The 23,551-nt window shown below is 44.0% G+C and carries 20 protein-coding genes and 3 pseudogenes; 8 read left to right on the top strand and 15 right to left on the bottom strand.

The annotated features are described in order from the left end of the window. Positions 1-40 precede the first annotated feature (40 nt). The 7 genes and pseudogenes from T538_RS0108515 (at position 41) to T538_RS0108485 (ending at position 11,022) form a co-directional block, all read left to right on the top strand. Positions 41-1,267, top strand: coding sequence for a saccharopine dehydrogenase family protein (locus T538_RS0108515; RefSeq protein ID WP_031533338.1), 1,227 nt, complete (start codon positions 41-43; stop codon positions 1,265-1,267). Positions 1,268-1,289: 22 nt separating this feature from the next. Further along, a pseudogene (gene recA, locus T538_RS0108510) lies at positions 1,290-2,315 on the top strand (recombinase RecA); the annotation flags it as partial. Positions 2,316-2,873: 558 nt separating this feature from the next. Next, positions 2,874-4,439, top strand: a complete 1,566-nt coding sequence (locus tag T538_RS0108505) for a type I restriction-modification system subunit M (RefSeq protein WP_031533336.1) — start codon at positions 2,874-2,876, stop codon at positions 4,437-4,439. Further along, on the top strand, positions 4,436-5,569 hold the full coding sequence (locus T538_RS17135; RefSeq protein WP_034538957.1) for a restriction endonuclease subunit S: 1,134 nt from the start codon (positions 4,436-4,438) through the stop codon (positions 5,567-5,569). The genes T538_RS0108505 and T538_RS17135 overlap by 4 nt, the downstream gene beginning before the upstream one ends. A gap of 42 nt (positions 5,570-5,611) precedes the next feature. Beyond that, on the top strand, positions 5,612-8,758 hold the full coding sequence (locus T538_RS0108495) for a type I restriction endonuclease subunit R (RefSeq protein ID WP_031533334.1): 3,147 nt from the start codon (positions 5,612-5,614) through the stop codon (positions 8,756-8,758). Positions 8,759-9,429: 671 nt separating this feature from the next. Continuing rightward, a complete protein-coding gene (locus T538_RS0108490; protein WP_031533332.1) occupies positions 9,430-10,257 on the top strand; it encodes a hypothetical protein in 828 nt (275 codons plus the stop codon). 108 nt (positions 10,258-10,365) lie between these two features. Further along, entirely contained in the window at positions 10,366-11,022 is a 657-nt protein-coding gene (locus tag T538_RS0108485; protein ID WP_031533331.1) for a PAQR family membrane homeostasis protein TrhA, read from the top strand. 96 nt (positions 11,023-11,118) lie between these two features. Here T538_RS0108485 and T538_RS0108480 read toward each other — a convergent pair whose 3' ends face one another. Both T538_RS0108480 and T538_RS0108475 read right to left on the bottom strand, forming a co-directional pair. After that, on the bottom strand, positions 11,119-12,264 hold the full coding sequence (locus tag T538_RS0108480; RefSeq protein WP_031533330.1) for a glycoside hydrolase family 26 protein: 1,146 nt from the start codon (positions 12,262-12,264) through the stop codon (positions 11,119-11,121). Positions 12,265-12,460: 196 nt separating this feature from the next. Beyond that, positions 12,461-14,662 carry a sodium-translocating pyrophosphatase gene (locus tag T538_RS0108475; RefSeq protein WP_031533328.1) on the bottom strand — a complete coding sequence of 734 codons (2,202 nt, stop codon included), beginning with the start codon at positions 14,660-14,662 and terminating at the stop codon, positions 12,461-12,463. Between the two features lie 305 nt (positions 14,663-14,967). Between T538_RS0108475 and T538_RS0108470 the strand changes: the two genes are divergently transcribed. Then, positions 14,968-15,294 (top strand): hypothetical protein, encoded by a 327-nt coding sequence (locus tag T538_RS0108470; protein WP_031533327.1) that lies wholly within the window; start codon positions 14,968-14,970, stop codon positions 15,292-15,294. Between the two features lie 320 nt (positions 15,295-15,614). Here the strand turns inward: T538_RS0108470 and T538_RS0108465 are convergent, their stop codons facing one another. From T538_RS0108465 to T538_RS0108405, 13 genes and pseudogenes are all read right to left on the bottom strand, one after another. Next, on the bottom strand, positions 15,615-15,887 hold the full coding sequence (locus tag T538_RS0108465) for a nucleoside 2-deoxyribosyltransferase (protein ID WP_369794982.1): 273 nt from the start codon (positions 15,885-15,887) through the stop codon (positions 15,615-15,617). Between the two features lie 28 nt (positions 15,888-15,915). Beyond that, a complete protein-coding gene (locus T538_RS0108460) occupies positions 15,916-16,251 on the bottom strand; it encodes a PHP domain-containing protein (protein WP_031533324.1) in 336 nt (111 codons plus the stop codon). 18 nt (positions 16,252-16,269) lie between these two features. Continuing rightward, entirely contained in the window at positions 16,270-16,581 is a 312-nt protein-coding gene (locus T538_RS0108455) for a hypothetical protein (protein ID WP_031533323.1), read from the bottom strand. Positions 16,582-16,693: 112 nt separating this feature from the next. After that, entirely contained in the window at positions 16,694-17,041 is a 348-nt protein-coding gene (locus T538_RS0108450; protein ID WP_031533322.1) for a hypothetical protein, read from the bottom strand. Between the two features lie 24 nt (positions 17,042-17,065). After that, on the bottom strand, positions 17,066-17,863 hold the full coding sequence (locus tag T538_RS0108445) for a uracil-DNA glycosylase family protein (RefSeq protein WP_197025769.1): 798 nt from the start codon (positions 17,861-17,863) through the stop codon (positions 17,066-17,068). Between the two features lie 73 nt (positions 17,864-17,936). Next, positions 17,937-18,215 (bottom strand): hypothetical protein, encoded by a 279-nt coding sequence (locus T538_RS0108440; protein WP_031533319.1) that lies wholly within the window; start codon positions 18,213-18,215, stop codon positions 17,937-17,939. A 79-nt stretch (positions 18,216-18,294) separates the two neighbouring features. After that, positions 18,295-19,293 carry a virulence protein RhuM/Fic/DOC family protein gene (gene rhuM, locus T538_RS0108435; RefSeq protein ID WP_031533318.1) on the bottom strand — a complete coding sequence of 333 codons (999 nt, stop codon included), beginning with the start codon at positions 19,291-19,293 and terminating at the stop codon, positions 18,295-18,297. 82 nt (positions 19,294-19,375) lie between these two features. Further along, positions 19,376-19,867, bottom strand: a complete 492-nt coding sequence (locus T538_RS0108430; protein WP_031533317.1) for a 3'-5' exonuclease — start codon at positions 19,865-19,867, stop codon at positions 19,376-19,378. 8 nt (positions 19,868-19,875) lie between these two features. Beyond that, a complete protein-coding gene (locus T538_RS17690) occupies positions 19,876-20,934 on the bottom strand; it encodes a hypothetical protein (protein ID WP_155993075.1) in 1,059 nt (352 codons plus the stop codon). 1 nt (position 20,935) lies between these two features. Beyond that, the gene (locus T538_RS0108420) at positions 20,936-21,871 is read right to left on the bottom strand and encodes a helix-turn-helix transcriptional regulator (protein WP_031533314.1); all 936 of its coding nucleotides are present in this window, start codon (positions 21,869-21,871) and stop codon (positions 20,936-20,938) included. A gap of 35 nt (positions 21,872-21,906) precedes the next feature. Then, the gene (locus T538_RS0108415; RefSeq protein ID WP_031533313.1) at positions 21,907-22,269 is read right to left on the bottom strand and encodes a DUF1016 N-terminal domain-containing protein; all 363 of its coding nucleotides are present in this window, start codon (positions 22,267-22,269) and stop codon (positions 21,907-21,909) included. 132 nt (positions 22,270-22,401) lie between these two features. Then, positions 22,402-22,620, bottom strand: a pseudogene (locus T538_RS18595) (helix-turn-helix transcriptional regulator); the annotation flags it as partial. 631 nt (positions 22,621-23,251) lie between these two features. Continuing rightward, positions 23,252-23,551: pseudogene (locus T538_RS0108405) on the bottom strand (IS1380 family transposase); the annotation flags it as partial.

Raw genomic sequence — 23,551 nt, 5'->3', positions numbered from 1 at the left:
TATAAAATAAAGTATTCAGTATAATAGTTTTAATTGGTAAATGGGAAAAGTATTAGTTATCGGTGCCGGTGGCGTTGCTACAGTAGCATGCCACAAAATAGCCCAAAACTCTGATGTGTTTACAGAGATTATGATTGCAAGCCGTACAAAGGCTAAGTGCGACAAGATTGTTGAGGCTATCGGTAATCCAAATATAAAGACTGCTCAGGTTGATGCCGACAGTGTTGAGGAACTTGTTAAGTTGTTCAACGACTTTAAGCCTGAACTGGTTGTGAATCTGGCTTTGCCTTATCAGGACCTTACAATCATGGAGGCTTGCTTGCAGTGTGGAGTAAACTATCTCGACACAGCCAACTACGAACCTAAGGACGAGGCTCACTTTGAGTACAGTTGGCAGTGGGCTTACAAGAAGCGTTTCGAGGATGCTGGTCTGACTGCCATCCTTGGTTGCGGTTTCGACCCGGGTGTGAGCGGCGTTTACACAGCATACGCAGCAAAGCATCACTTCGACGAGATTACCCATCTTGATATCGTTGACTGCAACGCCGGAAATCATCACAAGGCATTTGCAACAAACTTCAACCCCGAGATAAATATCCGCGAGATTACTCAGAAGGGCTTGTACTACAAGGACGGCGAGTGGCTCGAGACAGACCCGTTGTCTGTTCATCAGCCAATTACATACCCAAACATCGGCCCTCGCGAGAGTTATTTGATGCACCACGAGGAGCTTGAGAGCCTTGTAAAGAACTATCCTACAATCAAGCAGGCTCGCTTCTGGATGACATTCGGACAGCAGTATCTTACATATCTCGATGTTATTCAGAACATCGGCATGAGCCGCATCGACGAGATGGAGTACGAGGCTCCGCTGGCTGACGGCTCAGGCAAGAACGTGAAGGTAAAAATCGTTCCTCTTCAGTTCCTGAAGGCTGTTCTGCCAAACCCACAGGATTTGGGCGAGAACTACGAGGGCGAGACAAGCATCGGCTGCCGCATCCGTGGTATAAAGGACGGCAAGGAGCGCACTTACTATGTTTACAACAACTGTAGCCATCAGGAGGCATACAAGGAAACTGGTATGCAGGGCGTTAGCTATACAACAGGTGTGCCTGCAATGATTGGCGCAATGATGTTCTTCAAGGGCTTGTGGAAGCGTCCGGGCGTTTGGAACGTAGAGGAATTCGATCCAGATCCGTTTATGGAACAACTGAATAAGCAAGGATTACCATGGCACGAAGTGTTCGATGGTGACTTAGAACTATAACCGTTAAAAACTAATTACAAACATGGCAAAAAAAATTGTTGGCGGCGAGATTGACTTCAACGCCAATTCAAACAGTGAGAAACTCAAGGCTTTGCAGGCTGCTATCGGCAAGCTGGAGAAAGACTTTGGTAAGAATACGGTGATGCGCATGGGCGACAACAACGTTGAGCAGGTAGAGGTTATCCCAACAGGCTCTATCGGTCTTAACGCTGCGCTTGGTGTGGGCGGATATCCAAAGGGCAGAATCATAGAGATTTATGGTCCTGAATCATCTGGTAAGACAACGCTCGCAATCCATGCCATTGCTGAGGCTCAGAAGGCAGGCGGAATCGCAGCTTTCATCGATGCCGAGCACGCTTTCGACCGTTTCTATGCTAAGAAACTTGGCGTAGATGTTGATAATCTCTGGATTTCTCAGCCAGACAACGGCGAGCAGGCTCTCGAGATTGCCGACCAGCTTATCCGTTCATCGGCTATTGATATCATCGTAATTGACTCTGTTGCAGCCCTTACTCCAAAGGCTGAGATTGAGGGCGATATGGGCGACAACCGCGTGGGTTTGCAGGCTCGACTTATGAGTCAGGCGCTGCGCAAACTTACTGCCACAATCAGCAAGACGAACACAACCTGTATCTTCATCAACCAGTTGCGCGAGAAGATAGGCGTAATGTTCGGCAACCCTGAGACAACAACCGGAGGTAACGCGCTGAAGTTCTATGCCAGCGTGCGCATCGACATCCGCCGTGTAACAAGCATTAAGGACGGCGACGAGGTTGTTGGAAATCAGGTTCGCGTAAAGATTGTTAAGAACAAGGTTGCGCCTCCATTCCGCAAGACTGAGTTCGAGATTACCTTTGGCGAGGGTATCAGCAAGGCTGGCGAGATTGTAGACCTTGGCGTTGAGTACGGCATCATTAAGAAGAGTGGCTCATGGTACAGCTATCAGGACAACAAACTGGCTCAGGGACGCGATGCAACCAAGAAGCTTATGATTGACAATCCGGAGCTTGCCGAGGACATTGAGAAGCAGATTGCTGCCAAGCTGAAGAGTGGCGACATGGATGAGGTAGAACTCAACGATGACGACAAACTGGAGGTAAAAGAGCAGGAGATTGCTCCTGAAGAATAAGAATCCGGTTCGTTGTAAGAACGATAATAAGGGTGGTGTAATCCTCTTTTTCTGCCGTGTGCAGAAAGTGGTTACACCACCTTTTTTTGTTTCTTTGCTTTTGTGGAAAAATGGTGGATTTGATATTATTTTTGCCTAATTGCTTGCCTTTAAAGTCAGAAATTTTTAAATTTGCGTGTTATTAACCCAAAAAACATTCAAACAACAATAAAAAACAGAAAGTATTTTTATTTAACATATTATAAATCATAGCGTTTGCTATTTATTCGGTGTCATTCTGGAACGTGAGAAATTTTAGATTATGATTCACCGTTGAATAAGTCAGTAAATGCCTGCGCTTAGCGTGGGCTTTTGGCTTATCTGGTGAATCGGGCAATTCTCACGGCCTCAGAATGCGGATAATGTCAAAGTCCGCGTTTTTTTATGGCCGTGAGAGTACCCCGAAACCGATAAGCGAGCGCATAAAAGCGCGATTTTATGACACAGCAAAATCAGCGTGCCGAGCTGCACGCAACCATTTGGGATATTGCCAACGACCTACGTGGCGCCATTGGCGGGTGGGATTTCAAAGCATACGTTTTGAGCTCCCTTTTCTACCGCTTCATTTCCGAAAACACAGCTGCTTATTTCGATCGCTTGCTCAAAGCATCTGGCGTAAATAAAAACTACGCCGATATGTCCGACGATGAGGCTGAAATCGCCCGTCAGCAAGCAATCGACGAAAAAGGCTTCTTTATTCTTCCTTCGCAGCTCTTCTGCAATGTAGTTCGTAGCCTCGACACCAACAACGAAGCCACATATAAGGATCTCAACGAGCGCATCAGCACCATCTTTCACGAGATTGAAAAGTCGGCTCTCGGCTCGCCTTCCGAAGACGATCTCAAAGGCCTCTTCACCGACTTCGTTGTCGATAGTCCACAACTCGGCAACACCGTACTCGTTCGCAACAAGTTGCTCGCTAAGGTCTTTATCCGCGTTGCTGAAATGGACCTCGGTGAGGTAGATTTCGACAATAACCAGATAGACGCTTTCGGCGATACATACGAGTTCCTCATGAAGATGTATGCCTCCGAAGGTGGCAAGAGCGGCGGCGAACAGTTTACGCCCCAAGAGGTCAGCGAAGTGCTTGCCCGCCTCGCTATTCATAACAACAAGAATATAAAATCCGTCTACGACCCAGCTTGTGGCTCTGGCTCGCTTCTCTTGAAGTTCGCCAAACTCGTGCCGGACCGCAACGCCATCAAATACTTCGGGCAGGAACTTGTTCCTACCAACTACAATCTTAGCCGCATCAATATGTTTCTGCATAATATCAACTTTGACAAGTTCGATATTCAGTGCGGCAATACTCTCACCGACCCGCGCCATCGCCTCGAAGAGCCCTTCGATGCCATCGTCTCCAATCCGCCATATTCGCAGCCATGGGAGGGCGATGCAAATCCGCTGCTCATCAGCGATGACCGCTATGCTCCTGCTGGCATCCTTGCGCCCAAAAACAAAAGCGACCTCGCGTTTACTATGCACATGCTCAAATCACTCTCCGAGAGTGGCACGGCTGCCATTGTCGAGTTCCCGGGCGTGCTTTATCGTGGTAGCGCAGAGCAGAAAATCCGTCAGTATCTCGTCAAGAATAACTATGTAGATACCGTCATTCAGCTCCCTGCAAACCTCTTCTTTGGCGTCTCTATTGCCACATGCATCATCGTGCTGCGCAAGAGTGCACGCCCCGATAATAATATTCTGTTTATCGATGCATCGAAGCTCTTTGTCAAGGACGGCAACAAAAACCGCCTTTCGCCCGAAAACCAAGATGCCATCGTCAACGCCTATGCCGACCGCAAAGAAGTGCAGTATTTCACCCGCCTCGTCTCTTGCCAAGAAGTAGAGGCTAACGATTACAACCTCTCTGTTTCGTCGTATGTTGAGCAAGAAGATACGCGCGAGGTTATAAATATAGATGAGGTCAACGCCCAGCTCGAAACCCTTTGCAAAGAAGGTGCTGCGCTCCGTTCCGAAATCAACCAACTAATTGCTACACTATGAAAGGGCTTCAACAACTTATAAATCAGCTTTGCCCCAATGGCGTGGAGTGGAAGTCGTTGGGCGAGGTGTGTCATACAATTACAACAGGGAGATTGAACGCAAATGCAATGGTAGAAAATGGTATTTATCCATTTTTTACCTGCGATAAAAAAGTGTTCACAATTAATTCGTATGCATTTGATTGTGAAGCAATTCTCGTTTCGGGAAATGGTAGTCAAGTTGGTCATATCAATTACTATAAAGGTAAATTTAATGCTTATCAAAGAACATATGTCTTGACTGATTTGATTGGTATTGCATACCCATTTTTGTTGCATTACTTTCATAGTTATCTGAAAGACTACATTTTGGCTAATTGTAAGAAGGGGGCTGTTCCATATATTACTTTGCCAATGTTGCAAGATTTTCCCATCCCCCTCCCGCCTCTCGCCATCCAATCCCGCATTGTTGAAATTCTCGACCATTTCACCAATCTCACCGCCAACCTCACCGCAGAGCTCGCACTCCGCAGCAAGCAGTTCGAGCACTTCCGCGAAAAACTCCTCTCTCTCGATGGCGTGGATGGCGTTGAGTGGAAAACGTTGGGAGAAGTAGCAGAATATTCGAAAAGCCGTATTGAATCAAAAGAACTCAATAATGATAATTATGTAAGTGTTGAGAACTTATTACAAAACAAAAAGGGTAAAGTCAAATCCGAATGTTGTCCAGTAACAGGCAATTGGATAAAGTTTGTAGTAGGTGATGTTTTGATAGGTAATATTCGACCGTATTTGCGTAAAATTTGGCTTGCTGATTCTATTGGTGGCACTAATGGTGATGTTCTTGCAATTCATATAAAAAACAGGAAAGAGCTTTACCCTGAATATCTTTATTATGTCTTGTCATCAGAAGATTTCTTTATTTACGACACTGACAATTCAAAAGGTGCCAAGATGCCCCGTGGTGATAAAAAAGCAATTTTGGCATATACAATCCCCGTTCCACCTCTCGCCGTTCAGCATTCCATTGTCGAGAAACTCGACAAATTCACCGCTCTAATCCTGAACATTGAGAACGAATTGGCTCTCCGCCAAAAGCAATACGAGTATTATCGCGAAAAACTTCTTTCGTTCCCATCTCCATCATTGTAGAAGGGGGTGGGGGCTTTCAATTCTCAACTTTAATTTTAATTTATGAAGTCTATAATCATCGAAGAACAGCATCGCACCGTTGTGGCTCAATATTCACCCATTCCGCGCAACGATGATGATTACCAGAGCGAAGCCAAGTTAGAGAAAGAGCTAATCAGCACACTCTCGGCACAAGGCTACGGCACGCCCGCCATACACACCGAGGCTGATATGCTCGCCAACCTCCGCCGCCAACTCGAAGCACTCAACTCCATCACCTTCACCGATGCCGAGTGGGCGCGCTTCTTCAAGCAAAATATACAGTGTGAGCCAAACAACGGGCAAAGCGTCAGCAACGATGTCATTGAGCAGTGTACCGTAAAAATCCAGAAAACTCGCACCTTCTCACTCACTCGCGACGATGGCACTGTAAAGAATATAGATATTATCGACGCCGCCAACCCTTACCGCAACGCTTTGCAGGTAATAAACCAATATGTGCCCGAAGGTGGTGCGCACGCCAATCGCTACGATGTTACCATCCTCGTCAATGGCTTGCCTCTGGTGCATATCGAGCTAAAGCGTCGCGGCGTAAATATCAAAGAAGCATTCAACCAGATAAACCGCTACGGCCGCGATTCCTTTTGGGCTGGCTCGGGCTTGTTCAACTATGTGCAAATCTTCGTCGTAAGCAATGGCACTAATACCAAGTACTACGCCAACACCACCCGCTACGCTCATGTGAAAGAGCAGAACGGACAAAAGCAGGGAAAAGTAAAGAAGGATTGCAACAGCTGGGAGTTCACCTCTTTCTGGGCCGACGAGCAAAACAACATCATTGCCGACCTCGCCGACTTCGCCCGCACCTTCTTCGCCAAAAGCACCATTCTAAACATACTTACGCGCTTCTGCGTTTTCACCGTCGATAAGCATCTCATGGTTATGCGTCCGTACCAGATAGCAGCCACCGAGAATATTTTGCTCCGCATCCGTCGCGCTCTCAACCTTCACCATGAAGGCACTCGCGACGCTGGCGGCTACATCTGGCACACCACGGGCAGCGGCAAGACGCTCACATCATTCAAAACGGCGCAGCTCGCCTCGTGTATGCCCGAAATTGATAAAGTGCTCTTCGTCGTCGACCGCAAAGACCTCGACTATCAAACCATGAAGGAGTACGACAATTTCCAAAAGGATAGTGCCAACTCCAACACCAACATAGGCGTGCTGCATCGCCAGCTCAACGATAGCCAGTGCCATATCATCATCACCACCATTCAGAAGCTCTCTATCCTTCTCGGTAAGAAAGACCCGCGTTATAGCCTCAACTGCCTCGATAGCCGCATCGTCATCATCTTCGACGAGTGCCACCGCTCGCAGTTCGGCGATATGCACAAGGTGATAGTCCGCAAGTTCAAGCGTTATATGATTTTCGGCTTCACTGGCACGCCCATCTTTGCCGAAAATGCTGGCTCTGCTCGCAAAACCACTGCCGACCTCTTTGGCGACAAACTGCATACCTACACCATCATCGACGCCATTCGCGATAAAAACGTGCTCAAATTCCACGTCGATTATATCAGTACTATGCACATGAAAGACGGTGTAAAAGATGAGCAAGTCTGGGGCATCAACACCAAAGAAGCCCTCCACGACTCTCGCCGCATTCACAACAATGTTGCCTATGTACTCGACCACTATGCCGCCAAAACCAAGCGCGACGAAACCTACATCGTCTCCCGCATCGAAAATGTCGAAGAGGTTATCAAGCGCGGCAAAAAAGTCGATGAGGTTAAGCAAAAGCATCGTGTTCGTGGCTTCAACTCCATCTTTGCTGCCGACAGTGTCGAAATGGCTATTGCTTACTACAACGAGTTCAAGCTACAGCAAGCCAACACGCCGGAAAACGAACGGCTCAAAATTGCCACCATATTCACCTACGGCTCAAACGAAGAAGAATCCGACGCCGACGATGATATTATCGACGATACCAACGAATCGCCCGAAAATGTTGAGCAGCTCAAGCAGAAGAGCCCCGTTGCCTACGAAGCTCTAAGCAGTGCTATCGACGATTATAATCGCATGTTCAGCACTCAATACTCTCTCGATGGCGACAATTTCCAGAGTTATTACAAAGATGTTTCGCAGCGCGTCAAGAATCGTGAGCTCGACATGGTTATCGTTGTCGGGATGTTCCTCACTGGCTTCGACGCCAAAACGCTCAACACTCTTTGGGTCGATAAGAATCTCAAAATGCACGGTCTTTTGCAGTCGTATAGCCGCACTAACCGCATTCTCAACTCCATAAAGAACTGCGGCAACATCGTCAACTTCCGCAACCTCGAAGAGGAAACCGACCGCGCACTCTCGCTCTTTGGCGATAAAGATGCCGCTGGTGTTGTCCTCCTCCGTCCATTTGGCGATTACTATTATGGCTACGACACCCCCGACGGCAAGCATCACCCAGGCTACACCGAGATTGTCAGCGAGTTGCTCGAAAAATTTGAGCCCACTGAGGCATTTTTCCTCTCCCTATCCGTGGAGCAGAAAAAAGACTTTGTCCGCCTCTTTGGTGCGTTCCTCAAAATGAACAATCTCCTCTCCATCTTCGACCAATTCACCGAAGACAAGCGTGTTATCAAAGTCGGCCAAGTCCAAGACTTCACAAGCCTCTACCAAGAAGTGCGCGAAGAGCTGCAAGGCAACAAAACCAAAGGCGACAGCACCAACATCAACGACGACCTTGTTTTCGAGATGGAGCTGGTTAAGCAGATTCAAGTGTCTATCGAATACATACTTATGCTCGTCAAAGAGTATCACGATAGCAATTGCACCGATAAAGAAATACGTGTCAAGATTTCCAAAGCCGTCAAAGCAAGCCCAGATCTGCGCGATAAAATTGAACTCATCGAGCGCTTTATCGAACGCATGACAGCATCTAGCGGCGACGTCTTTGATGAATGGGATAAGTACGTGGCAGAGCAGAAAGAAGAAGAGTTGAAAGCAATCATCGCCCAGTTCAACCTCAACGAGGAAAAGACACGGGCATATCTTGCGCAGTCCGAGTCTGATGGCTTTATAAGCGCGTCAGGCACAGCCCTCGCCGAAGTCTTGCCGCCGCTCAACCCATTCCTTCCTCAGCGTGCCGAAGTTAAAGCCAAAGTCTTTGAAGCATTGGAAAATTTGTTCAACAAGTATAGAAGCGTGTAGGGTAGGATTGCTCCTTCGCACTGCACCAATTATCAGTTTAACGCCCCAATCTCCATTTTGTGTTTTTGGGGCGTTTTTATTTTTATATATGCCTAAGTTTACACTACTGAAAGCAATTGCCCATTGTCCATTGATTTTCAATTTTCAAGATACATTGTCAATTGTCAACTGTGAATTGTGAATTAAAGAAATTGTCAATTGTCCATTGTCAATTGTGAATTAAAGAAATTGTGAATTGAATTGTCATCGGCTTGCTATCGGCTTACCTGAACGAACCTTGAACGTACTTTGAACGAACCCTGAACGAATCTTGAACGAATCCTGAACGTATCTTGAACGTACCTTGCCCGTAGCTACCCCGTTCCTACCCCGTAGCTACTCCGAACCTTCAGGCTTGTTTTCCTCTGCCTTGAAAGTCGCTTTTGAGGCTTTTTCCGCATAACAATTCATTATTTCGCATATTATTCCTGATTTATACAAAACTCGTATAATTTTCCTCCTTTTTGAAAAATATGAAAGCAGATAATGCGTTTTTATGATGATATGGTAAAAATATAACAACATATTTGTTTTTGTTTTTGATAGATTTGTTATATTTGCCGTGTTGAATTTAACTTAAGCGGTTTCTTATGAAAAATAATAAATATTTTAAGTGCTTTTTATTTGCAATTTTGATGCTAACTTCGTCTGTTGCCGGTGCACGCAACTTGTGGAAGGGCAAAATGGTGCTTCAGAACTGGAACGACCATATTGTGCTTCTGAGCGGCGCTCTGAAGAATGTTTCGTTTGGCGACAAGATTACTGTAACAATTACCGATGTTACAGGAACGGGCGGAGTTGACGACTATCCGATTGTGGTTGTAAAGACATCAACAAAGTTTAAGAACATAGACGACTGGCCGCTTATTGCAACCACGCTCAACGGACTGCTTCACGGTCAAAAAGAACTCGAATTTTACGTTACATACGACATTTTGGAAATGCTCTGCAAGTACGGACTGATTGTTCAGGGAGCATTCTGCACTATAACCTCGGTCGATGTTGTATCTACCAAATATTCGCACGACGGCGACTTTGCCGATGCCATCTGGATGGGCAACGTACCTTTTCAGTACTGGGCAAACTATGTTTTGGTTCCAAACCTTCAGTGGCAGTTGTCGGGCGCAAAGGCAGGCGACGTGATGCGTATAAGGTACGAGGTTACGGCAGATGAAGAACCGGGCATAAAACTTGGCTATCTGTCGTCAAAAGACTGGTCGTGGATTGATTTCGACAAGTTTGTAAACGACTCTATTCCGGCAGACAAGAGTGGATATATAGACATTCCGCTTACCGATGAGTTTATGGATGTGTGGGGACACTACGACAAGTGCCACAGTGCGCTAATAAGAGGCAGGCACGTAAACATAACTACTATTTTGCTGTACGACAAGAACGGAAAGGAACTGCGAAGAAAGAAGAATCTAAAAATTGTGGAGGCAACGTACGACAATCTTTAACATCTTTCCGATTTAATTTTATTTAAGGATATTATTTTTGTTCTTAGGAAAGTTTAGGTTAATTTTGCCACAGATTTTTATGTTTTCGGTATTGAATAGAATTTTGTTATGACGATTTATTATACAAGAAAAGAGGAGTTATGGAATACATGGTCGCACGCCGCAGGCATTATGCTTGGCATGTGCATTGGCTGCATATTCCTGACAATGTGCTGCATGGTCGATTCGGGCAGTTGGGTTAAGTGGGGCATCTCGCTCTACCTTTTCGGCATGCTCGGTTCGTACATCTCATCAACAATATATCACGCCCTTCCGCCTTGCAACAAATGGAAGGAGCAGTTGCGCAAGTGGGATCATGCCGCAATCTACTGGCACATAGCCGGAAGTTATTCTCCGCTCACACTCATAGCCATGCGTCAGGAGAGTTATTGGGGCATCGGACTGTTCATCTTTATTTGGGTTTGTGCACTGATTGGCACGGTAATGAGTTTTGCCCGTCTTAAGGAGCACAGCAATTTGGAAACGATAAGTTTCATTGCTATGGGAATAAGCGTTTTGGTTGCCTTCAAGCCGTTGCTCGATGCTACCGACATTGTTGCGGTTTCGTGGATTATAGCCGAGGGAGTGTTCTTCATTACCGGTGCAATATTTTACAGTTTCCGCCGCATTTATATGCACTCTGTTTTCCATTTCTTTGTGCTTGCAGGCTCAATCTGCCATATCGTTGCTGTTTGGGACGTTCTGCTGAGAGAACTTGGAATGTGAAAAAATATTAAAGATAAAAGAAAATGCTTGTCTGACATCACGTCGGGCAAGCATTTTTAATTAGAATATAATCCAAATCAAACAGTACATATGATATTATTTCTTTTCCTTTTCGAGATACAAGCCGCTGACATCGTTTAGGAACAGGCTGCGCTTGTCGTTGTAGAACTTAACGAAGTCGTTGGCACTGATATGTCCGGGATAAGGTGCAAAGAAGTGATTTTCCTTGTTGTGAGCGTTGCGCCATACCACAACGTAGGCAATGTTATGCTTGTCTATTACCGGGGCGAGAGTCTTTGTCCACCAATTTTCGTAAGGGATTGCCTCGTAGCCAGTTTCGGTAAGGGCAGCAACCTTGTTGTGAGCCTTTGCAACCTTGCATACCATTCCGAGGTTTTTGTCGAGCATTCCGGCATAGTTGTTGAGCGAAGAGTCATTAGGCTCGCCAAAGCAGTAGCAGTCTAGTCCCATAATGTCGATGATGTCATCGCCCGGATAACGCTCCAAGTATTTTTTTTCGTCGCCGTCGCTCTCAATTCCCGGAGAGTAGGCGTAGAGTACGTTTACTATTCCATTTGAGCGGATGTAGTCGACAGTCATCTTCCACAAATCCTTGTATTGCTGTGTTGTACACAAATCCTGTCCCCACCAGAACCAACTTCCGCTGTGCTCGTGGTATGGGCGGAAGATAACCGGCACTTTCACTCCGTAGGGCGTTTGTAGAGTTTTCAGAAAACTTACGAGTTTGCTGAGATATTCTATGTATAGTTCGTGCTTGCTTCCGCCTTCGAGAATCGAAGCCACCACGCCTTTGTCCTTCACGTCCCACGAGTCTCCGCCAGTGAGAGGGTTGCGCAGATGCCAACTGAGGGTTGTAACGCCGCCGTGGCTGTAATGATTCCATATCTCTTCTCTGATGCGCCTGAACGGAACGCCGTCGAGATTGCAACTGTCGCCCAACTCAATGCCGCCGAGGTCGAAACTGAGCATTGCCGGATAGTCGTCGCATACGCTCTTTACGTCAGAGCGTGCGCTGTCGCCCTCCCAGCCGATGCCGTAGACAGTGTCGTCGTGATGTCCGAACATATATGCCGAGTCGGCAAGGCTTGTAAGGTTCTGAAGCAGATTCTCGGTGCGCTGCGTGCGACCGCTATCGGCCATAGGGTCGTCGGCTTTCTTGTTGCCAGAGCACGATAGAAGCGCGAAGGCAATGAATGCAGCGAAAATGTGTCTTGTTTTCATTTTTGGTATATAAATTAAATATCGGTTTCCGTTGGATTTCAGGAAATTGTTCTGCTGCAAATATACTTCAAAAATGGTGTAAAAATAAGTGATTATTTATCAATTTTATTTCGGATTCGAGCAATCGTGCACAAAAAAGCAAACCGCCTCGCACATAGCGAAACGGCTTGCCGCTTATTTTTGTACAGAAGTTATGTTATGCAAAGGCAACGGTTAGGCCGGCCATCACGATAGATACCATCGACATAAGTTTTATGAGGATGTTGAGCGACGGACCGCTCGTATCCTTGAACGGGTCGCCTACGGTGTCGCCCACGACAGTTGCCTTGTGGCATGCCGAGCCTTTTCCGCCAAAGTTGCCTTCCTCTACCATCTTCTTGGCATTGTCCCATGCACCGCCGGCATTAGCCATGAATACGGCAAGAGTAAAGCCCGATGTCAGTCCGCCCACGAGCAGTCCCATCACTCCGGCAACACCGAGAACCACTCCCACAACGATAGGAATGATGATTGCAAGAAGCGATGGGAAAATCATCTCTTTCTGTGCGCTTCGGGTTGATATTTCCACGCATCTGCCATAGTCGGGTGTTGCCTCACCTTCGAGAATGCCCTTTATCTCGTGGAACTGGCGGCGCACCTCTTCTACCATCGACTGTGCCGCACGGCCTACTGCGCCCATTGTAAGACCGCAGAACAGGAAGGCTGCCATTCCGCCGATGAATGCGCCTACAAGAACCTTCGGATTCATCAGGTTTACTTGGAAGAAATTCATGAAATCAACCATGTTGGCAGTCTCGGGGTTGAAGATGTTTCCGGCAGCGTCGGCAAACTGCTGTCCTTGTTCAACGGCGCGAACCATCGCAATCTTAATCTCCTCGACATACGATGCCAGAAGAGCCAGCGCTGTAAGTGCTGCCGAACCGATGGCAAATCCCTTTCCGGTGGCAGCCGTAGTGTTTCCAAGCGCGTCGAGTGCGTCGGTGCGTTTTCTCACCTCAGGCTCAAGTTCACTCATCTCGGCATTTCCGCCGGCATTATCGGCAATAGGTCCGTATGCATCGGTTGCAAGCGTAATGCCGAGGGTTGACAACATTCCAACGGCGGCAATGCCGATGCCGTAAAGACCGTGCGACAGCGACTGTGCCGACATCGAAAGGTCGAACCCGTTGGCGCAGAGGTAACTCAGAATGATGGCTACCGATATTGTAACTACCGGAATCATCGTAGAAATCATTCCTGTTCCGATTCCCTTTATTATAACGGTTGCAGCACCTGTCTCGGATGAGGCTGCGATATCTTGAGTAGGCTTGTAAGAATGAGATGTGTAGTATTCTGTTCCTTGTCCGATGATTACGCCGGCAACCAATCCGGTGATGACAGAGAACGATGTGCCCAGCCAGTTTTCGAGGTCGAGCAGATAGAGGATGGCGAAGGTGGCAACGGCTATCAGCACCGCGCTCACGTTAGTGCCGAGAGAAAGCGATTTGAGCAAGTCCTTCATTGTTGCGCCCTCTTTTGTGCGCACAAGATAGATGCCGATGAGCGAAAGGAAGATTCCGACAGATGCGATAATCATTGGAGCGATGACGGCTCTCATCTGCATATCAGGATTCATGGCAAACGCCGTTGCGCCAAGTGCTGCGGTTGATAGGATAGAGCCACAGTAACTCTCGTACAGGTCGGCACCCATTCCGGCAACATCGCCCACATTGTCGCCCACGTTGTCGGCAATGGTTGCAGGGTTGCGAGGGTCGTCCTCCGGGATGTCCTGTTCAACCTTTCCCACAAGGTCTGCACCCACATCGGCAGCCTTGGTGTATATTCCGCCGCCCACGCGCGCAAACAGAGCCTGTGTAGATGCTCCCATTCCGAACGTAAGCATTGTTGTTGTTATGGTAATGAGGGCGATGCTGCCCTCGGTATAGAATGCGCTGAGAATCAAGAACCAGATGGCTATGTCGAGAAGTCCGAGTCCCACAACCACCAGTCCCATCACAGCTCCCGAGCGGAAGGCTATGCGCAGACCTTGGTTAAGTCCCTTGCGCGCGCCATTTGCCGTTCTGCCCGATGCGTAGGTAGCCGTTTTCATTCCGAAGAAGCCAGCAAGTCCGCTGAACAGACCTCCCGTAAGGAATGCAAACGGAACCCAAGGGTTCTGAACGTGCAGTACGTATGCCATGAAGGCGAAGATTACTGCCAATACGATAAACACGATTGTTACAATGCGATATTGCTGTTTCAGATAAGCCATTGCGCCACGGCGCACATGTCCGGCAATTTCTCGCATTCGGGGTGTCCCCTCATCTTCCTTCATCATCTGGCGGAAGAATACCCATGCCATGCTCAGTGCTAAGACCGACGCAATTGGCACAATCCAAAAAACGTTGGGAATGTTCATAAGTATTAAAGTTTTTAAAGTAATTAAGTGTTATAGTATTTTTTTCAGAGAATAATAATTGCAAAAATATAATTTTCTGTGAAACTTGCAATTTTATTCGTATTTATTTCATCCTTGTGCCAGAAAATCATCGCCTTTGCATCACGAGAGTGCTTATGTAATACCTATTTATGATGCGAGCGAGAGACCTCTACAAACGTATAGGAAAAATCCTTTTGCAATTAGGGGAAATCTTTTTGTTGCGGAGTTTTCCTCGGCTACTTTTGCAGCATAACAATTAGACAAACAATAAAAACTTTTCAGGTATGAAAACATTTGCATACATCGCTACAGTTGCTTTAGTAAGCATGGTAGGCATAGGAACAGCAAACGCCAAGAGTGACATTCACGTTACTATTAACGCAGGTGGAGTAAGGGCTGTTGTTGAGGCGCCAGCACACGAGAGACATCCAGAGGTGCGTACAGTTGTTGTAACACGACCTGTAGTTGTAGGAGCCGGCCACACAGTATATGTTGCGCCAGAGAAGCCTTGCAAGCATCACATGCATCACAAACATCACAAACATTGTAAACACTGCAATAATTGCGATAAGCACATGGACCACAAGGTTCACAAGCATCATCGCAGATGATACTATTTCCATAATCAACTTTTTCTATTCAAATGATTCAGGCCGCTTTCCCTCATACGGATGGCGGTCTGTTTCAATTCAGAAAGCCATTCAGATTTGACAATGACAATTAACAATTCAAAATTGCTTTCATAATTGCCTAGGATTTATAACGAACAATTTCGTCAGAAATTGTTCGTTTAGTATATGTTAGTGGCAAGGAACGTCGTAGGAACGTCCAAGATACGGGGAAGCAATTCAAATGGTAGCCAAAGAATTCATAATTGAAAATTCACAATTCATAATTGCTGAGGACTTATGGAGGACAATTATAACGCAAATTATTCTTTTGGTAGATACAAAATGATGACAAGGTATATGCAGGGTATATGCAAGATATATGTCCACTCTGCTATCAGTACGTCACTTTCACGTAGCCAATTAGTATCTTGGTTGTATATATCTGTTACAGTTTGCCCCTCTTCTGACAAATTGAGGTTGCCAACATGTTCTGTCAGCACAATGTCAGTCTTCTGAATGTATTTAATCAGGCGTTCATATAAGTTAGCATCAATACGCCCGCCTCGAATTGAACCTGCAAAATATACTTTCATAATGATGATAATGGTATTTATGTTGTTATCATATTAATCCAAGTTTTCTCAAATGCTCTCTAATAACTGAAGCCATTTCTTTGATTAAATCTTTTGAAATTCCGTTACTAAATTGTCTTGTATGAATAACAAGTTTCCTGGGGTCTTTTTTATCAATGTGAGTCCTGAAACGATTTTTGCTTTCTTTGGAACCATATTCTTTACAAAATTCCATCACACCAAACATGTTACCATTGTCAGTAATAGCAATGCCAGGCATCTTGTCTTTGATGGCAGCATCAACCAGTTCCTTTATACTGGCGCACCCATCATTTATTGAATAATGAGAGTGAACATTCAAATGCACGAAATTTTGAGTTCTCATATTTGTTCTATTTTATTATTAATCCCTTAAATAACAATAATATTTACGGAACAGATCAAGTCCCTGCTCGATTCTTCGTCTCTCATCGTCTGTATTTGAAGCTGCATATTTCAACAACTCAAAGGCATCTATCATCTTCTGGATGGCATTGTTCCACTCGCACATACCTTTGAAGTCGGGACAATAGCCATGTTTCTCAAGCGCCTTAAACGACTGTAAGCGTGGCACTATAATCTGTGACAAAGTATGGTAAGTGTTCCATACCTCTTCAACAGGGTAGTCATGTTTGTGACTCCATTTTTCAGTGTTGTCTGTTTTTCTTTTCATCATACTCGCAAAAATTCATTTTTCCCAAATTGTACGAATTATGGTGCAAAATAAACAAATACCTCCGCCAACTGGTGGCAGAGGTATTTGGGAAAAAGATATTATTTGAAGAAATCTATAACTTCAGGATTACTTCTTTTAGTTCTTTTATTTCTTTGCAAATACCTTCTATAATCTCGTTGTCATTATTGCCAAATTGAGAAAACACTTTTTTCCCAATCCAAGCATTCACAGAAATGTTGTAATTACGTCCATTCAGAATTTCCTTTAATTTAAGGACTTCTTTATCTTGTTTTTTGTCATAACCCTTATTATCATAGTCAATGTGTCTTATTGCTATATAACCTTTCTCTTTATCTGTTATCGTTATTCCATATTGATTATTCAACTTATACATATGGTTCTTTTCTTCATAGGCCTCAAGATTGCATTCTGATATAACTTTTTCTACGAGATTATTCAAATTCGAAATCTCTCCTTGTTTCTTCTAATTGTGGATCCTCTCTTCATATTCTTTGGTCTGTTTAGCGCATTCTTTTTGTATCAATGCGATATCAATATGCTCATAATTATCTGAACTAATGAGGTATGGAATGACCGAAGCAACAAGATTCAGCTCTTCATTTGTTTTATATGCTGGGTGTGGGATACCAATACATAGTTTTCCATTAAGAACACCTACATAAATATTACCACAAACAATCTTGTATTCGAACTGGATATTCTCTGACGTTCTTGACAAATTTAAAAGTCTTTCAAAGCATTTCTTTCCACTAAGGAATATCAAATGTTTGGGATTTGTTATATTTATTAAATCAAGTGTATATGGAATTGTCATTTTTAATAAGGAATCGCTAATTTCATCAGCTTTTTTTGTACTGAAAAAAGATGCGTTCGTGATAATAATTTTACTATCATCTTCTATTATTTCATTCAAATTAGTCTGTGACAAGCATCTTTTCAAGCCTTTCCAATAGCCCCATTTTCTATGATTCTCCCATGACGAGGTTTTACCTTCTTCCCTGCAGTAATTACCTTTAAGCAAATGATTCTGGTCTTGATTATTATTGTACAAGTATGACCAGTTTTTATTTTCACATTGCTCCTTGTAAGTACCTCCACTACCCGGATTAATTCCAACAATCATCAATTCAGGTTCTTCTGAAATCAGAGAAAGATCAGATTGGGTATAATATGCTAGATTTACCTCCTTACGACTCGCAATTTCATGATACTCTCTGACGGTTTTTTCAGCCCATTTTACAATTTCTTCTTGAATGTTCATAACTTCGTCGGGATTATAATTAGAATACATCTGTTTGGTAGATTTGTTTCACAGTTATCTCATCTTTATCTAACTAGTAGAGGCCAGAAGGCAAATCATCTTGGATTACCTCTCGCTCATAATAATCCATATCCTCATCTACTAAGACTTTTTTATAATAATTCTGCTCGTCTTGTTCAATTCTACCAGTAAAACATTGGGAAATCTCAAAAGACTCGCCATCATTTACTTCTATATGATAAACTTCTAGGCCTTGTTGTTCAAGAAGTTCTCTCGTATTACTATCATCATAATAGTCAAAACCATAATCTTCGCAAATACTTTCAATGGTTGGCATTATTAATACAAACATAACAATATTAATTAAAAGTTAAACAATTTACAATATTTCTCTTGCAGTCCACGCACATGCTTCTGCGTCTGCAAGGGCGTTATTCATTTCTCTGATTTATCAGGTTCACCACAACTTTCACCATCACATCTTTCTCTTCAGTCTTGCTCTCTGCTATCATCAGAGTCAGGGCTACGAGGGTGTTGTCAGCAAGGCGTTTGGAGCCATCTTTGCGATAGAGGATGTGGTTATTGTTGAGGAACCAAAGGAAGAGGGTTGCAGCAATGCGTTTGTTTCCATCGCTGAAGGAATGGTTCTTAGTCACCAGATAGAGCAACATGGCGGCTTTCTCCTCCACGCTGGGATAGAGTTCCTCACCACCAAATGTTTGATATATCTGTCCGATGCTGCTCTTAAAGGAGTCGTCCTTTTCATTACCAAAAAGTGCTGAACCTCCAAACTTTTCGCGCAAACCATTGATTGCCTCCATCGCATTCTCGTAGGTAGCATGGAATGGCTCTTCCTTTGTCGTCTTGTCTATAGTCAGTCGCTCGTAATCATAGTTGTCGAGGGTATCCAGAGCGTAGGTGTAATTCGTCACCACTTCGAAGAGGGCATTCGTCTCGTCGTTCGACAGCAGAGGCTGACTTTGGATTGTGCGTCCCAACATTCCTACCAGCTGGCGAAGCTCCCCAATCTGCTCCTTTCGGATGCGCTCATTGACAGCATAGCCTTTGACGAGGTAGTCCTTGATGATATTACGAGCCCAAATGCGGAAAGCAGTACCGCGTTTGCTTTTGACGCGATAGCCGACGGAGATGATGACATCGAGGTTATACAGCACAATTTCTTGTGTCTGCTGCTTCCCTTCAATAGCACCATGCCGAGTGGTATGTGCAAATTTTGCACACACCTCTTCTCTTTCTAGTTCACCTTCTTTAAAAACATTATTGATGTGGCGAGTTATCACAGTTCTGTCTTTCTCGAAAAGTTCTGCCATCTGCTGCTGTGTCAGCCATACAGTCTCGTTCTCCAGACGGACATCAATCTGCGTCTGTCCGTCTTCCGTCTGATATATGATAATCTTGTTTTCTTCCATAGTCCTTAATTGTTCTGCAAAGTTACAATTTTTTATTTAATGTATATCAAGAACTGAAAAGGTTACATCTTTCACATATTATTTATAATATTTCCCTTGCAATCCAGGCACAAGCTTCAGCATCAGCCAGTGCATGGTGATGGTTTTCTAACTGATAACCACACTCTGCAACTACAGTATGAAGCTGGTGGTTCTCCAGATAGCGGAACGCTCTGCGTGAAGCTGCCAGTGTATCGTAAAACTCATAGTCTGGATAGTCCATCTGATAGACGCGGAAAACAGCTTTCAGACAACCTTCGTCAAAGGGCTTGTTATGAGCAACGAGTGGTAAGTTCTCTATCAGAGGCTCTATCTGAGCCCACACTTCGGGGAATACTGGGGCATCATTGGTGTCTTCATAACATAGACCATGAACCTGTGAACACCAATAGTTATAATAGTTCGGCTCTGGCTGGATGAGCGAGTAGAAAGAATCTACTATCTCGCCATTGCGAACAACGACTATACCAACAGAACAAACAGAGCTGCGCTCATTGTTAGCCGTTTCAAAATCTATTGCTGCAAAGTCTTTCATACGCTAAATTAAGAATTCAATAAGTTTTGAATTTCAACGATTTCTCTCTTAATAGCAGCTACGATTTCAGCTTCAGAGGCACCATAATCCAAGAAATGCTTTCGTCCAAACAAAGAATGCAATTGCTGTTCTTCTGAAGTATCATATCCTAAGGTGTTTAATACTTCAATGAATTTATCAAACTGAATATACTTTCTATATCCATTAGAAGAGTAATAATTATAACCACGAAGCATTTGAGGACGACAGCCTATATATCCATCTTTTAAGACTGACATTCCTATGTCTTCTGTTATTACGAATCTATTTGGTTCATATTCTTGATAACCAGTTTCTTTCAATTGACGAGTAATGGATTCTGTGATTTTTAACAAATCTGTGTTTGTAAATTTCTTAGGTATATCAGCTAATGCCTTATCCAAACCCATAGGTTGCAAAGAGTTCTGTTTAAATTGCATTCTCGCCTTGATGCTCGTAGCCGAATACTTGCCAAACAACATCAAATATTGCGGATGCACATATTTATTTTCTGAGATATTAGGACTAAGGTAATTCATTCCTAACATTAAAGAAGCATCAAGGAATCTCTTTGCTCTATCTGCATAGTATTTGTCAAATGCTAGGCCTGCAAAGCCAAGATATATTGGCGCTTTCAATTGTGAAATGTCATTTTGTATAATCTCTTCTTCTGATGCAAAAGGGAATTTGTTCTTTTTATGCAATTCCAATGCTTTACCCAGGTCTCCTTCTCTCAGATAAAATAGATTGAAGATTTGAACTACACCTTGCAAATCATTTTTGTTGCTTTTGTCATAGTAATAAGCAAACAAATCACCAACACAATTCATGGTTGAGTCTGGCGAAAACTCAAACCAATCATACATGGTGTTATCGAAGAACGATAATAATTTCAAAGCAATTTTATCAGTAACTTGGCATTTGGGAGCTGCTGTGCCCGGGTTTTTCATTACAACTGACCCTATTATATCCCATGAATTACCAAATTGAAGCAGAGTTCTCCACCTAAAACATGCTCCTTCTTCTAAATAATGTGTATATACTTTCATCTTAATTCTTATTATATTTGTTCCACATTCTTTTAATCTTTCCGGCAATTTCCTTACGAAGCCAAAGAGGTTCTAGCACTTCCATATCCTCACCGTTCCAGAGAAGTTCCTGCTGGAAATCGAACTCTGGACGGAGATTGAAGGAGAAGATACTGTACTCTTCGTTGCGCTCTATCTCTTCCTGCGACTCGTGCATTTTCAGGTCGCGGATATAGTTGGCTTGCCCTGCTGATACTTTCAGTTTAACGGGCTGAATTTTGACAGACTGTTCGGCAATGATTCCAAAGCATCCGTCGAAGTATTCCTCTGCGCTCCAATCCTTCGGCATTTCAAAAGTCTCGTCTGTTGAATGAAGATATTTGATACGATCAAGGGAATAGATACGTGGACCTTTCTCATAATAATAAGAATAGGTACTACGTGCTACCATGTACCATCGTTGACGGAACAGCTTCACACAATACGGTTGCACATCAAAGTTATTCTCCTCGTCTTTCCAATAACTGTGATAGGTCATGTTCAGCACATGGTTTTCCTTCATTGCCTCAATGATGGGTTGCAAGTAGTTTTGCCCTGAAGGAACATATTCAAGAATGATACGGTCTTTGATACTCTGACTGTTTGCCAATGCATTGCTAACACAGAAAGTGTTGTATAGCCAGGAACGGAGGCCGTTCTTGCTAATATCCTCTTCATTCTCGATGTAGTAACAGTATTCTCCACGCCCTTCATTGGCGATGTTGATGCCAAACATGTCCCAGATAACATAACGCCAGTTGTCGAAGGTGCGCTTGGGAATATCGACCCCTCTGCTGATGTCATCTCGCAGCCACAGCTCGTTCAGTTCTTTGAACGAGATTTTACGCTTGCGATAGATGGTTTCTATCACCCAAACGTATTTGGTTATCAAACTTTGTCCTCTTTCGTTGTCTGCCATATAAAATCGAATTTTTCTGCAAAAGTACACGAAGGCTACGCCATTTCATGGCAGAGGTTGTCCTTAACCTTGGGAAACATAGAGATATGATGATACCATGTGATTTGTGCAAGCGGCACTTGCACAAATGGAAAATCGGGGTATTCAACAGCAAACTGGCGCATATATTTCAAGTTTCGGATAGAATAACCGCTATCATTGCCGTATCGCTTCAATAGGTCAGTCGAAAGCATATCAATGACCTTCGCGCCCCAGCCTTGTGCATCCTGTTTCTTCAAAATGTCATTTCCCAACCACCAATAGTGCTGCAAAGTTGATGCGTTGAGTTGCATCACGGCCTTCAGCCTTTGACGATCGATTTCATCGAAGAGATTTTGGAGCCATTTCTGATACTCCACTTGTCTATACCGATAATATCATTCTTTCCCATAACTGATTTGTTTTTGAATCATTTGGCTATCGCCTTCTTCCTCCTTGCAAGGCATAGTGTAAGCAATCTTGCCCTCTGCTCTTGCTTCTTTCGTCAGTTCTTGTGACACCAAGAACTTTTTATACTCTCGCACTATTAACTCCTTTATGTCTACTTCCAACAAGTCCGCAATCTTCAGAAGGCTGGGCAAGTCAGGTTGTGATGAGTTTGTGCATCATTTAGAAACGGTTGATGGTGTTACACCCATTTGGTCAGACAGCCATTTATTTGTTCGCTTCTTCTCAACCAATACAAGTTTTATACGATTGACATCTTCCATAAATTGACGTTTTAGTGCCATAAAGATAGTGAAATAAATTCACTTTCGTTTAATTCAGTATATTAAATCAAGATATTTCGATAAGATTTATGTTTTTTTATGGAATTATGGCAAGTATGGACGGCCATTTCCGCCATCCCAACCGCATGGAGATCGTATGTATCCTTTCGAGGGACATCATTCCAATACTCTGTGATACAACTGTATTTGTCTCTTGTCGATATTCGTAATCCTTATCTGAACATTGGTTGGATGCGGTACGTCATCATGCATAGACATAAGTACTTTTGCTATTATCTGTTCAACATTAAAAAAAGAGACCTGCCCAAACGGACAGGTCCCTTAAATTTATATCAGTGTGATAATTACTCTTCTACAGCTGCCTGGGTGGCGGCTAACAGATGTTGATTATCAACAACTTACAGAGTTATTGTAAACTACTGGCGACACTTTTACGACACATTCTGCACGTTTTTACACGCTCATGGCAACGAAAACGTGTTTTTACGGCAGAAAAATCTCATTCTATGTCATATTTATGTATTTTGCTAAATTGGAATTTATTTGTCGATTTTTTTATATTCTCTACAACATATGTATCTACTACCTATATTTTAACCCAAATCGGTCATTAGGATTTCTCGGTGCTGTATGGCAGAGAGAAATCCTTTAGTTTTTCCCATATCGATAGGAAGGATCGTCGTGTTTTCAACGACCTGGCCAAGTACAGAATGTGCTTGTTCTTTGTCCTTCCCAGATATGCGGGTGTTGATATCAGTTCGTAGCGGATTGTCTTGAGGAACTTCTTTTTGTCGGAGTTCATCAATGCATGGCGAAACAGCGACATGAAGTTGTATGCCATGATTATGAAATTGCCGCAGGCTTCTGTCGCCCAGAAGTTGTGCGATACGAAGTCGTCTATAGAAAAATC

Origin of the sequence: Bacteroides sp. Ga6A2 (assembly GCF_000702225.1) — a bacterium.
In the GTDB taxonomy this organism is placed as follows: domain Bacteria; phylum Bacteroidota; class Bacteroidia; order Bacteroidales; family Bacteroidaceae; genus Ga6A1.
This window is presented reverse-complemented; position numbering and strand designations above follow the sequence as displayed.